The organism is Vibrio sp. PSi01 (assembly GCF_054960695.1).
In genome coordinates this window covers 89,761-102,948 of the sequence record NZ_JBHNYN010000007.1, presented here as the reverse complement: position 1 = coordinate 102,948, position 13,188 = coordinate 89,761, and the positions used below count along the sequence as shown (strand labels likewise).

The following is a 13,188-nucleotide window of genomic DNA, read 5'->3' as shown; positions in this document are numbered from 1 at the left end:
CCCTTTTGTCGAGTGGGGGATATTATGTTTATTGGATTTGATTATGGAACGGCAAACTGTTCTGTTGCAGCAATGGTTAATGGAGAACCAAGCCTATTACCGTTGGAAGGTAACAACCACTATATTCCCTCAACTGTGTTTGCTCCGACTCGTGAAAGCGTTTCTGAGCATCTATTTCGCCATTTGAATATCAAACCGAGCGATGTGGTTGGCGAGCAGGTGTTACGACGTGCGATTGCGTTGAACCGAGAAGAGAGTATTGATTTAGTGCCTGAAGATATGGCATTTGGTCAGGCAGCGTTGGATCTTTACTTAGAAGACCCTCGTGACGTTTACTATGTGAAATCGCCGAAATCTTTCCTTGGTGCGAGTGGGCTACATGATGTTCAGGTGAGTTTTTTTGAAGATTTAGTCTGTGCAATGATGGCGAATATTAAACACCAAGCCGAACTGACGACTCAAGAACAGATTAAACAAGCCGTTATTGGTCGTCCGATTAACTTTCATGGTCGAGGTGGTGAAGAAGCAAACCGACAAGCCGAACATATTCTTTCTCGTGCAGCTAAGCGTGCTGGCTTTACTGATATTGCTTTTCAATTTGAACCTGTTGCGGCGGGGCTTGATTATGAAAGTACCCTAACTGAAAACCAAACGGTATTGGTGGTGGATATTGGTGGTGGTACGACCGATTGCTCATTGTTAGAAATGGGACCAACTTGGTCGGGTAAGGCGGATCGTACTCAAAGTTTATTAGCCCACAGCGGGCAAAGGGTAGGAGGGAATGACCTTGATATCTACCTTGCTTTTAAACAACTGATGTCACCTTTCGGTATGGGTAGTAAAGGCATTTCAGGTATCGATATGCCGCTGACTCAATTCTGGAATCCAATTGCGATCAATAATGTTGAAGCGCAAAAGAACTTCTATTCTCGCGAAAACCTAGCGGCCTTGAAGTTACTTCGTAAAGAAGCTTCAGATCCTCAAAAGTTAGATCGCTTGATGAGGGTTTATCACGATACTCTAGGCTACAGCATTGTGCGTCGAGCTGAAGAAACCAAAATTGCTTTAGCTGAATGTGCTCAATACCGAACGGCGATTAATGTCGCTTCTGAGTTAGTGGAAGTTGATATCTCTGTTGAACAGATGATCGAAGCTGTTGAAACACCAAAGTCTAAGATGATTGAGTTAGTAAAAGAAGCCATTCAACAAGGTCAGAAAAAGCCAGATGTTATCTACATGACCGGTGGTTCGGCTCGCTCTCCAATCCTTCGCCAAGCAGTAGAAGAAGCTGTACCGAATGTACCGATTGTGAGTGGTAACTATTTCGGCTCAGTAACAGCAGGTCTGGCTCGTTGGGCTGAGGTTTGCTTTAAATAAGAACGAAAACTATGAGTTATTGAAGGCAACCCATCACTGATTGGTTGCTTTTTTTGTATCTGGCTTCGATGAATTTCCGCTGAGTTACTTTTTCTTCTCTAAAGCAGTGGAAATTATTTTACCGGGTTAAATGTTTCAAATGCATTCTAGATGTTACAAGGTGTTTCAAGGTTAAAAGTTTGTCATATAATGGTCTGATGAGTAATTTTAAATTTTGATTTTTAATGTTTATTTGGTGATTAGAAAACCAAAAATTTTGATGTTTTTATCTCAAAAAGTAACAGTTCGCATTTGTGTTTTTAGTTTAATTTATTGTTTAAAAAGGTTTTTTTGTTTTTTATAGTGCGAATTTTTTTATTTTACATATTTTAATGCAACTTTTTGTCATTCGTATATTAGTGTTTGTCCACTTGTTAAATGCAGGTAACAACTTCTCCGTAAGCACGAGGTTGTTAGTGAATAACTCACCCAGTTACATAATGGATATGACAATGAATAAGAAACTTTTAGCGCTAGCAATTTCTGGTGCAGTATTTGGTACACAGGCAGTTGCAGTAGAGCTTTACAACGAAGACGGCACAACATTCTCAGTTGGCGGTCACGTTTCAGTTGCAGTTGGTGATGTAAACAGCGATGACCGTCTTAACAGCGATGATATCGGTGTAGAATCTGTTTCTCCACGTATCAACTTCGGTGCAACTCACGATCTTGGTAACGGCTTTACTGCTGATGCTAAAGGTGAATGGGCGCTAAACATGCTTGACGGTGGTGAAGAGTCATTCACAACTCGTCTTGGTTACGTTGGTCTTTCTCATGACGATTACGGTCGTGCAGCAGTAGGTACTCAATGGGCACCTTACTACAACGTTGCTGGTGTAGCAGATATGCCAATCGCATTCGCGAATGACTTCATCTACGAAGATCACGGTAACCTAGGTACTGGTCGTGGCGAAGAAATGGTTAGCTACGGCAACGCTATCGACTTCGGCAACGCTGGCTCTCTAAACGCAGCTGTTGCATGGCAAGGTCGCAAAGCTGATGGTGCGAACGAATACGGCAACCGTGCTCAAATTGCTTTGAATTACGCGATTGCTGACGTTACTGCGAATTACGCATACAACACCGGTGATGTTAACTACTTTGGTGTAGTGGGTTCAAAAACTGCTGATTCTCACGTATTAAGTGCAACTTACGGTTCATACGGCGCTGAAGGTCTTTACCTTGCTGGTGTATACGCAATGAACAACTACATGAACTCAGGTAACGGCCAGATTCTTGAAGAGTCAGTTGCAATTGAATTACTAGCTTCTTACGCTCTTTCTAACAGCCTTAACCTAAGCGTTAACTACGAAGCGGTAGAAGACGACAAGCTAAGCGATACAGTATTTGCTACTACTGCTCTACAAGCTGAATACAACTTCACGTCTCAGTTCGTAGGCTTTGCTGGTTACCAGTTCGACCTACAAGGTTCTGGCGTTTACAAAGAAAAAGCTGACGACCAGTGGCTACTTGGTGCTCGTTACTACCTATAAGTCGCAGACTAATTTAGCATAGTGTTTACTCCTTAAGTTTACCTTTTAGGATACTGTCCTAGACACCATGCTAAGCCCTCTCTGATCTCTTGATTAGAGAGGGCTTCTTTCGTTCTATACGCATCTGTTTTAGTTTTTCCTTCATGTTACCTAGCCATTCATTTCATCTACGTAGCTATGCTCTTGTCATCAGTTCTTATATGTCGCGATCTTCGGATAAAAGTATTTAAATCATTAAATTGAGCTAAAGATCAGAATTTAGATGTTGATAACCATCTTGTCGAAGATTCTCTCTTTATGTTGCGGTAAACTTTGCACTCCAAAAAATAGTTCAGGGACAAACTATGAGCAGCGTTGTAGATCAGGAACAATTGATGAATTCGAAACGAACAGCAACTCCAACTAAGGTGCTGTGTGTTGGGCGTAACTATGTCGATCACATCGAAGAACTCAATAACGCAATTCCAGACTCAATGGTGGTTTTCAATAAACCGAGCACCAGTGTTACGTCATCTCTGTCTTCTTTTCATCAAGAAGCGCTGCACTACGAGTCAGAAATCTGTTTTATCGTTGAAAATGGTCAGTACTCCGCTGTGGGTTTAGGGCTAGATCTCACTAAACGTGAATTGCAAAGTAGCTTAAAAGCGAAAGGTTTACCTTGGGAGCGCGCCAAAGCATTTGATGGTTCAGCCGTATTTAGTCGCTTTGTTCCAACTGATAACTTAGACCTCGCGGACTTAAATCTAGAGCTGTTTATTAATTGTGTTCGCGTTCAAAAAGGGCACGTAGAGCAGATGCTTTATTCTCCACAAACTATCCTCGAAGAGTTATCTTCTTACACGACGTTGCTTGATGGCGATGTTGTGATGACGGGTACTCCAAAAGGTGTTGGTGCTGTGCACAGAGGCGATATTTTCCTTGGTCGCCTAAAGTGTGGCGATACGACATTGATTGAGATTGAGTGGGTAGCGAGTTAATCACATTGGTTTTTTTAGTTAATAAGTTGGTTTTACTGGCTGTTGGTGGTTGTTAATTCGAATAATTAACCATCAAGCAACGGGTTGCATCTAGAATGGCGTTTGTGATTGATATAAAATCCGGCTCCGTTTTTATCAATACTGAAGCTCATGATCGACTTAGCCATTTTACCTGTTTACCTGACAGCCGTTGTTGCACTTCTCCTTTTACCTGGTCCTGATATGTTACTGATCGCGAGCTCAAGTATGAGCTATGGTCGTAAGGTCGGTGTGTTTGCGAGCCTAGGTAACGCGACTTCTGGAATTATTCTGACAGTGCTGGCGGCGATGGGTGTGTCGGCATTGATCGCTATGAGCCCTATTGCTTTGAAAGCGCTGCATTTATTAGGTGGTGCATACTTACTTAAAATGGGATGGGACTGCCTTCGAACCGATCAGGGAGAAGCGGCCGGACTCAGTGACAATGCTGCCGCTAAGTCGTATTACCAAAGAGCGTTAATTAGTAATCTGCTTAATCCAAAGGCGTTGGTTTTTTTTGTGATGTTTTTGCCTCAATTCGTTTCTACAAATATTGAAGCGACCTCTGGTGAACAGATGCTGTTTTTGGGCCTATTATTGAACGTTATTGGTTTGACGTTTAATTTTCTTCTTGTGGCTTTGGTGGGTACTATTGGTAAGCCTCTCGTAGAAAACGCAAAGTTTCGTACTTATCAGCAGAAAGTGATGGGCAGCGTGTTTATTGTGTTAGCGGTTTGGATGCTTTCTTCTTTCTTTACTGCTTCAATTACCTAAGTAAAGCACATGATAACGGCTCATTGCCGATAAAAAATGGACGCTTAATGCGTCCATTTTTGGTTCTGCTAAGTACGAATTGTCTTATTCGAATATCGAGTAAACTCTCGCTTCACCGACTAAGAATTCAGCTCTTTTTGGTGCTGTTCAATTAGTTTCTCCATGAACTTTTCACCACGTAAACGAGTGTCTTCATACGTCTCTGTTTCTTCAAACTTTGTCACTGTTTCATAGTAGACTTTCACTTTTGGCTCTGTGCCAGAAGGGCGGACGATAATACGTGAGCCATCTTCAAGGTGATAAATCAGCACGTCACTTGTTGGTAAGTTAATGGTTTCAGTATCGCCACCAACGATGTATCGCAAAGAGGATTGCAGATCTTCAATCACAGAGATAGCGACCTCGTTTATAGCTTTAGGTTGAGCAGCTCTGAGTTTAGAACCAATAGATGGCGAGTCAGGGTCAAGCGCAATACTTCTCTGAGCGTTAGTATGGACGCCATGCTCACGCGAAATTTGAGCGAGGAGATCCCAGATGGTTTGACCTTGAGATTTCAACTCTTCAACTAATTGAGCGAAGACAACGATAGCCGATAGGCCATCTTTATCTCGTACCTGAGTGCCGATTGTGTAGCCAAGGGCTTCTTCATAGGCGAACAAGAACTCATTCTGCTCATCCTCCAACTGCATCCCAATATTCGCCAACCATTTAAAGCCCGTTAGCGTTTGGAAGTAAGTCGCGCCGTGGGATTGAGCCACTTTTTCAAGCAAGGTTGAAGATACAATACTGTTACCAACTAATTGGTTTTTGGTGTGCGGCTTCGATAATAAATAGTGAGCGAATAACACACCTACTTGATCCCCAGTCAGCATCTTGTAAGAAGCATCATCGGTTCTAATTGTATCATCGATTCTAACTGCAACGGCAAATCGGTCTGCATCTGGGTCATTAGCGCAAGCGATGTCGGCATCAACACTTTTGGCGAGGTTAATAACGAGATCCATTGCCCCTTTTTCTTCGGGGTTCGGGAAGTTAACGGTCGGGAAGTGACCATCGGGCTCTCTTTGTTCCGGTACACTGAATACTTTGTGGAATCCAGAATCATGGAGAAGATCTTCAGCCATTTGTGCACCTACACCATGCATGGCGGTATAGGTAATGGTTGTTTTAGCGGCTTCGGTACTGTTGTTTACATGCGGGCTCTGATTAATCGCAGCTCGATAGGTTTGATAATATCCCTCGGTGAGCCACACTAATTTGCCTTGCTGTTCTGCATCACTCAAGTTCATTAAAGGAATAGGTTTGGCTGCAGCAGTGTCGATTTCAGCTGCAATGCCTGCATCGTGAGGGGGAATAATTTGCGCGCCATTTTCCCAGTACACCTTGAAGCCATTATATTCTGGTGGGTTGTGGCTAGCCGTTACGACAACAGCAGCCGCCGCATTAAAATGCTCAATACCGAAAGCCACAATAGGTGTTGCTGCCACGTTAGAGGTTAGGTAAACCTTGATCCCCAAAGCCGTAAGCACGGAAGCTGTATCAATGGCGAACTGCTTTGAATCTAAGCGCCCGTCATAGCCAACAACGACACCGCGAATGGTGGCATTAGCGACATGCTCGATTAAATAGTGGCCAAGTCCGGTTGCTGTTTCCTGTATTACTAACCGGTTCATTCGATTTGGACCGCATCCAACTTTGCCTCGTAGACCTGCTGTACCAAATTCTAACCGTTGAATAAAGCGATCTTCTAATTCGTCGTTCATCCCCTCATCGATGAGGTACTGTAGCTCTTCACGAGTTCTTGGATCTGGGTCTCTCGCTAACCAGTTCATTGCATCTTGCATAATCACTAAACCTTTTCATGTCGGGATATCTTTCTGTTGATTTAATTTAAGTGATATTGATTATCATTTCCATGAAAGCAATCGTAAAACTCGATTTAAAATAAATTCCAACAGCAAGGGAAGGGCATATGGATAAAGCTACTTCAATAATTGTCTGTTTAGTAAGCACACTTACCTTGAACAATTGGATATCACTAACTAGCCTTTTACATAAATATAACAAAGTTTGACAAGTTCGCGGTTTTTGAATCTTTCGTAGAAACTTCCAATGTCTCTTAATCGGAAAGTACATAGGTTGTTTATGGGTCAGTGGTCACTGAGACTGTATCACTTTAGTCGTCGCGTGAGTTGTAGATTGAGATTCAGCCTTTTCATATGTAATCGGAATAACAATGTATGTTGCCCTGCTAGTAATGACTTATAGCCCGCAACAACATTTAAGTCGCAATTATCCAATTAGGAAGGATGAGGAGAGATCTTTTGAAAAGATTATTGGTCAGTCTAGCGTGGCTTTTGAATATTTTTGTTGCGGCCTTAATATCGCCTTTAGTGCATGCAAGTACTGAATACAACATGACACAAGGTGTTACTGAGATTAGCGGTAAAGTGTATGAACTCCATATGCTGATCTTCTATATCTGTTGTGCGATCGCTTTCGTCGTCTTCGGTGTGATGTTTTACTCTATTGTGAGACACCGAAAGTCGAAGGGTGCAGTAGCGGCTCATTTCCATGAAAGTACTAAAGTTGAAATTCTTTGGACGATCATCCCAATCATTATTCTCATCGCTATGGCCATCCCAGCCACCAAGACCTTGATAGCGATGGAAGACACCTCTCAATCAGAACTCACTGTCAAAATTACAGGCTCGCAATGGAAATGGCATTACAGCTATTTTGGCGAAGATGTTGAGTTTTTTAGTCTTTTGGCGACAAGTGATAAAGAGATTGAAGGAATCGAAGTTAAAGGGGCACATTACTTGTTAGAAGTGGATAATCCGCTCGTACTGCCTATCGATCGTAAAGTCCGTTTCTTGATGACTTCTGATGATGTTATTCACTCATGGTGGGTACCAGCTTTTGCGGTAAAAAAAGATACCATTCCCGGTTTCATCAACGAAGCGTGGACAAAGATCGATGAGCCCGGTGTTTATCGAGGGCAGTGTGCAGAGTTGTGTGGTCGTGCTCATGGTTTCATGCCGATAGTGGTGCATGCAATGGAGGAGGATGACTTTGATGGATGGCTTGCGGAACAGAAAGAATTGGCGATAGCCGCAAAGCAAGCGGCTCAAGATGCACTAGATGCGTCACTTTCCTTAGATGAATTGAACGTCATCGGTGAAGAAGTTTACAAAACCCGTTGCGCAGTTTGTCACCAAGCCAATGGGGAAGGTATTCCCGGCGCATTTCCTGCCATTAAAGGAAGTCCTATTGCACTTGGTGATGTGGGTGTTCATATCGATACCATTGTTTATGGTCGCGGAGGTACCGCAATGCAGGCGTTCGATAATCAGTTAACCGAAAAAGAGATTGCTGCGGTAGTGACTTATCAAAGAAATGCTTGGGGTAATGAGACTGGCGATGTGGTTCAGGCTTCAGATGTGAACGCTTATAAGGCGAAGCAAGAAGGTGGATCTGACAACGAACAAAGTGAAACGAACAGTGAACAAGGCTCAACGGATGAGGCACAAAACGATGCTAAGGAGCAGTTATGAGTTCGCCAATCAATAAGCCGGTGAAATCGGCTCCCGCAGAAGGTCAAGCACTGAGTCATTCAGCTGAAGGTTCATTGGACAGCCATGATTTAACTCATGATGATCACGACTCACATGCTGCTCCCAAAGGTTGGGCGCGTTGGCTTTACTCAACCAACCACAAAGACATCGGTACACTTTACCTTTGGTTTAGCTTTGCCATGTTCTTAACAGGCGGCGCCATGGCGATGGTGATCCGTGCGGAGTTATTCCAACCGGGGTTACAGCTCGTTGAGCCAGACTTCTTTAATCAGATGACTACCGTTCACGGTTTAATCATGGTGTTTGGTGCCGTGATGCCTGCATTCACAGGTTTGGCTAACTGGATGATCCCAATGATGATTGGCGCTCCAGACATGGCGCTGCCGAGAATGAATAATCTCAGTTTCTGGATTCTACCTTTTGCTTTCTTGATCTTAATTGGTTCTTTGTTTACTGAGGGAGGCGGCCCGAGCTTTGGTTGGACATTTTATGCGCCGCTCTCGACAACTTATGGTCCTGATAGTACGGCGTTGTTTGTATTTTCTGTCCATATTATGGGGATCAGTTCGATCATGGGGGCGATCAACGTCATCGTAACCATAGTGAACATGCGCGCACCGGGTATGACTTGGTTCAAGTTACCAATGTTCGTATGGACATGGTTAATTACCGCTTTCTTGCTGATAGCCGTGATGCCCGTTCTCGCGGGTGCGGTGACTATGGTACTGACTGACAAATACTTTGGAACAAGCTTCTTTGATGCCGCTGGTGGTGGGGACCCGGTGATGTTCCAGCACATATTCTGGTTCTTTGGACACCCCGAAGTGTACATCATGATCTTGCCGTCGTTTGGTATCGTCTCGGCTATCATCCCAGCCTTTAGTGGCAAGCGCTTGTTTGGTTACCATTCGATGGTGTACGCGACCTGTAGTATCGCCATTTTGTCTTTTTTAGTGTGGGCACACCACATGTTCACAACGGGTATGCCAGTATTTGCCGAACTGTTCTTCATGTATTGCACCATGTTGATAGCGGTGCCGACCGGTGTGAAAGTCTTCAACTGGGTGGCGACTATGTGGCGGGGGGCTTTGACCTTTGAAACACCAATGTTGTTTGCGATTGCCTTCATTGTTCTGTTTACGATTGGTGGGTTATCTGGATTGATGTTGGCAATAGTGCCTGCTGATTTCCAATACCACGATACCTATTTTGTGGTGGCTCACTTTCATTATGTTCTGGTAACAGGTGCTGTGTTCTCGATTATGGCTGCCGCCTATTATTGGCTGCCTAAGTGGACAGGGCATATGTACGACCACAAGCTCAGTCTGTGGCATTTCTGGACGTCGGTAATCTCAGTGAATGTGCTGTTCTTCCCGATGCACTTTTTAGGGTTAGCGGGCATGCCACGTCGTATTCCAGATTACGCTATTCAATTTGCTGACGTTAACCAAGTGGTGTCGATTGGTGGTTTTGCCTTTGGGTTGTCTCAGCTGATCTTCTTATGGTTGGTTATTAAGTGCGTAAGAGGCGGAGAGCCCGCACCAAGCAAGCCTTGGGATAGAGCTGAAGGGCTAGAATGGACAGTTCCAAGCCCTGCGCCTCATCATACCTTTACTCATCCACCTAAAGTGGATTAGAGGGCAGAGCCATGAGTGATAAGCAAAGCGATCAAGATAAAAACCAACCTAAACGTTCATCCAAAAAGCTGACGGGTTATTTGGTGTTGAGTGTGGTTGCGATGTTTGGTTTCGGTTTTGCTTTGGTGCCGCTCTACGATGTGATGTGTGACGCCCTAGGGATCAACGGCAAAACCAATACGGTTTCTGCCGTTCAACCTCAGGGAATGCAGCCCGACTATTCTCGTACGGTACGCGTTGAATTCATGTCCCACATCAAGCCAGATATGCCGTGGCAGTTCTCGCCCGAAGTTCAAGTGTTAGAGGTTCACCCTGGTGAGGTGATTCAGACTAACTACATCGCTAAAAACCTATCCGGTGCCTCATTGGTTGGCCAAGCCGTACCATCGGTTTCTCCAGGCATGGGAGCCACTTACTTTAACAAAATGGAATGTTTTTGTTTCAATCAGCAACCATTAGAGGGGCACAAGAGTGCCGAAATGGGATTAATATTTTACATTGAACCTGACATTCCTGAATTAATACATACGCTTACACTCTCTTATACGCTGTTTAATATCACGAGTCAGGTGAGTGGAGAGGCAAGTAAGCCTGAGCCTAACGTGCTCGCAAGTAACTAGGGATTTACAGAACCAGTATCAACATAAGGAGTTGAGCGATGAGTTCTAAAAAGGAAGTTTATTTCGTTCCACATCAAAGCCACTGGCCATTGGTGGGTGCTGTAGCACTGTTTTTGGTCGCGGTTGGTGCTGGCTTGACGGTGCAAAATATGGGCACCGACTCAGCCGGTGGTGTATTTGGAAAAGCGGTGTTGTTAGTAGGGTTTGCTGCGCTGCTTTACATGCTCGCAGGTTGGTTTAGTAATGTGATCACGGAATCATTGAGTGGTCTTTATTCTGAGCAGATTTCTCGATCTTTTCGACAAGGTATGAGCTGGTTCATTTTCTCTGAAATCATGTTTTTCGGTGCTTTCTTTGGCGCTCTTTTTTACGCTCGTATGATTTCAGTGCCGTGGATTGGTGGCGCAGGCAACAATGCGATGACCCATGAAGTGTTGTGGCCGATGTTTCAGTCGATATGGCCACTAACGACGACGCCTGATGGTGTGACGACACAAGCCATGCCTTGGCAAGGTATCCCGCTTAAAAACACTATTATACTGCTGCTTTCATCTGTGACGCTGCACATGGCACATATCAGTCTTGAACAGAATAAACGTATGGCTTTAATCGTGTGGTTGGAAATAACCATTGTTCTGGCTGGCTTCTTCCTGTTCTTCCAAGTTGAAGAGTACCTTCACGCTTATCAGGATATGGGACTGACACTTCAGTCTGGTATCTACGGTAACACCTTCTTTTTGCTTACTGGATTTCACGGCTTGCATGTTTGTTTAGGAACGATTTTTTTGGTTGTATTACTGGCAAGAGTTGCGAAAGACCATTTTTCTCCAAAAGATCATTTTGCGTTTCAAGCGGGCAGTTGGTATTGGCATTTTGTTGATGTGGTTTGGTTAGGTTTGTTTGTGTTTGTGTATGTGCTCTAACGAAATATGCTGGTTTAGCTGCTGGATTTGTATGGGCTTAATAAGGGCGAGGGTTGGGCGTTATCATTCCTGAACATAAAGCCAGTAATAACAGTAGTACGACAACGACTGACCACATCACTCGACGACCCAAAAAGTGACTGAGCCTTTTTCCATTGTGTTTGCCCGAGGCGATTTGGATTAGACCTTTCATCAAATTGAAAGCGATAAAAAACAGCAAAGCGACCAGTACAATTTTAAATAACAACACAAAGGTAGATAACGCCATAGTGATAACTCCAAACCGATTGATTGATGATGAACACAAGTTCCGCAGTAAAGGTTTTTGGATAGCGGTTGTTTTAACTGTGGTTTCAGTCGGCGCTTTAATCAAGTTAGGTTTATGGCAACTCGATCGTGGTAACGATAAATTACGTTATGAACAGCAATTGACAGAGAGAGCACAGCTATCGCCACAACCTTTAGATGTCGTTATTTCTGAGTTGCGAGAGCAGAGTTTATCTGGCCAAGAGTCATTAAATCCTCAAACCCTAAGCGGGTTAAAGGCTGATGTTGATTTGGTAAATACGAGTGGCTTGATGTTCTTGTTAGACAACCAGATAAACCAAGGAACGGTAGGGTATGTGATTTACATGTTGGGAAAGGTTCGTCTTGAAGATGAAAACAACTCATTAGTGGCTGAAAAACAGTTGTTGATCGATCTTGGGTTTGTTGCGGCAAGTAATGACAGAAGAGAACTACCGCAATTAGGAAGCATTACTGTACCAAGCAAAATGTCAGGGCGCTTGTATACACGCTCAGTGAATCCTTTAAGTCATGAATTGGGTTTAGAAAATACGACACCGAATAGAATCCAAAACCTAAACATAGCAGCGTTATCACAATACACCGGGCAAGAAGTGCTGCCCTTTGTCTTCCAACCTCAGAGCTTAGGTTCCTGGCCTTATGAGTTGTTATGGCGACCGACGGCAATGAAATCTGAGAAGCACTTCGGTTACTCATTTCAATGGTTTGTAATGGCAGCGGTACTTTTGTTTTTGATGTTGTTAATTGGCTATCGGTACTTAAAAGCGACACCTATCACGGAGAACAACGATGGATAAATCTCAAGCACAAGTGAACAGTGAAAGTACGGAGGCAAACATGGCTGAGCTTAGAAGCCGTCGTACTAAGGGACGTTTGGTATTAATCGGACTCGTTCTAATTTTCACTTTGCCTGCGATTATCGCCAAAACTGTGTTGGACCAGAATTGGTATACCTCAGGTGTCACTAACTCAGGCGAATTGGTAGAACCAAGAGTCACGCTAGCGGATTTTGGCGTAACGGTACCCATGGCTGGAGAGGGTTGGTTAGTGGGTTATATCGCACCGATGGAGTGCGAAAGCTTGTGTGAACAACAGCTTCATTATTTGAATCAAAGCTACTTAGCGTTAGGAAAAAACAAAGAACGCGTGACCGCCGTTGTTTTCGTCTCAGAAGGTAATTCGTTATCGGGTTCTCTTGATAAGCCTGATCTATCTTTGTTAGCTGGTGGTGATCAGTTAAGTTCCGAGTTTGCGTCAGCTTCCATTGTGATAATTGACCCACTCGGGCAATTGGTTATGGAATACAAAAGCGTTTCTGATCCTTCGCAGTTAGTCAGCCAATCTAAAGGCATGATTCATGATTTACGAAAATTACTCAAGTTGTCGAGAGTGGGGTAAAGGCCAGTAATTAGTCGGCGTTGATGATTCTAGATAGGGAGATAAGCA

12 protein-coding genes are annotated in these 13,188 nt (G+C 43.8%); 10 read left to right on the top strand and 2 right to left on the bottom strand.

The genetic code is table 11. The features are described 5' to 3' along the window. Positions 1 to 24: 24 nt before the first annotated feature. The 4 genes from yegD to ACFI6G_RS12200 all read left to right on the top strand — a co-directional run bounded on the left by yegD (position 25) and on the right by ACFI6G_RS12200 (position 4,678). Entirely contained in the window at positions 25 to 1,377 is a 1,353-nt protein-coding gene (gene yegD, locus ACFI6G_RS12215) for a molecular chaperone (RefSeq protein WP_016792287.1), read from the top strand. A 491-nt stretch (positions 1,378 to 1,868) separates the two neighbouring features. Continuing rightward, positions 1,869 to 2,909, top strand: coding sequence for a porin (locus ACFI6G_RS12210; RefSeq protein ID WP_010428655.1), 1,041 nt, complete (start codon positions 1,869 to 1,871; stop codon positions 2,907 to 2,909). Positions 2,910 to 3,253: 344 nt separating this feature from the next. Then, positions 3,254 to 3,886 carry a fumarylacetoacetate hydrolase family protein gene (locus ACFI6G_RS12205; protein WP_010428657.1) on the top strand — a complete coding sequence of 211 codons (633 nt, stop codon included), beginning with the start codon at positions 3,254 to 3,256 and terminating at the stop codon, positions 3,884 to 3,886. A 150-nt stretch (positions 3,887 to 4,036) separates the two neighbouring features. Then, on the top strand, positions 4,037 to 4,678 hold the full coding sequence (locus tag ACFI6G_RS12200; RefSeq protein WP_016792289.1) for a LysE family translocator: 642 nt from the start codon (positions 4,037 to 4,039) through the stop codon (positions 4,676 to 4,678). Between the two features lie 119 nt (positions 4,679 to 4,797). On the opposite strand, the gene ACFI6G_RS12195 is transcribed toward ACFI6G_RS12200, so the two are convergent. After that, entirely contained in the window at positions 4,798 to 6,522 is a 1,725-nt protein-coding gene (locus ACFI6G_RS12195; protein WP_016785086.1) for a phospho-sugar mutase, read from the bottom strand. Between the two features lie 480 nt (positions 6,523 to 7,002). Between ACFI6G_RS12195 and coxB the strand changes: the two genes are divergently transcribed. The 4 genes from coxB to ACFI6G_RS12175 are packed head-to-tail and all read left to right on the top strand — an operon-like array spanning position 7,003 to position 11,436. Further along, the gene (gene coxB / locus ACFI6G_RS12190; protein WP_032546592.1) at positions 7,003 to 8,235 is read left to right on the top strand and encodes a cytochrome c oxidase subunit II; all 1,233 of its coding nucleotides are present in this window, start codon (positions 7,003 to 7,005) and stop codon (positions 8,233 to 8,235) included. Next, entirely contained in the window at positions 8,232 to 9,893 is a 1,662-nt protein-coding gene (ctaD, locus tag ACFI6G_RS12185; protein WP_010428684.1) for a cytochrome c oxidase subunit I, read from the top strand. The genes coxB and ctaD overlap by 4 nt, the downstream gene beginning before the upstream one ends. A gap of 11 nt (positions 9,894 to 9,904) precedes the next feature. Continuing rightward, positions 9,905 to 10,513, top strand: a complete 609-nt coding sequence (locus tag ACFI6G_RS12180) for a cytochrome c oxidase assembly protein (RefSeq protein ID WP_016788888.1) — start codon at positions 9,905 to 9,907, stop codon at positions 10,511 to 10,513. Between the two features lie 38 nt (positions 10,514 to 10,551). Continuing rightward, positions 10,552 to 11,436, top strand: a complete 885-nt coding sequence (locus ACFI6G_RS12175; protein ID WP_016792291.1) for a cytochrome c oxidase subunit 3 — start codon at positions 10,552 to 10,554, stop codon at positions 11,434 to 11,436. Positions 11,437 to 11,473: 37 nt separating this feature from the next. Here the strand turns inward: ACFI6G_RS12175 and ACFI6G_RS12170 are convergent, their stop codons facing one another. Further along, the gene (locus ACFI6G_RS12170) at positions 11,474 to 11,704 is read right to left on the bottom strand and encodes a DUF2909 family protein (protein ID WP_016792292.1); all 231 of its coding nucleotides are present in this window, start codon (positions 11,702 to 11,704) and stop codon (positions 11,474 to 11,476) included. On the opposite strand from ACFI6G_RS12170, the gene ACFI6G_RS12165 reads away from it, so the two are divergent. Then, positions 11,592 to 12,539, top strand: coding sequence for an SURF1 family protein (locus ACFI6G_RS12165; protein WP_081324797.1), 948 nt, complete (start codon positions 11,592 to 11,594; stop codon positions 12,537 to 12,539). The genes ACFI6G_RS12170 and ACFI6G_RS12165 overlap by 113 nt on opposite strands. Then, a complete protein-coding gene (locus ACFI6G_RS12160) occupies positions 12,532 to 13,140 on the top strand; it encodes a hypothetical protein (RefSeq protein ID WP_010428693.1) in 609 nt (202 codons plus the stop codon). The genes ACFI6G_RS12165 and ACFI6G_RS12160 overlap by 8 nt, the downstream gene beginning before the upstream one ends. The last annotated feature ends 48 nt before the right edge of the window (positions 13,141 to 13,188 follow it).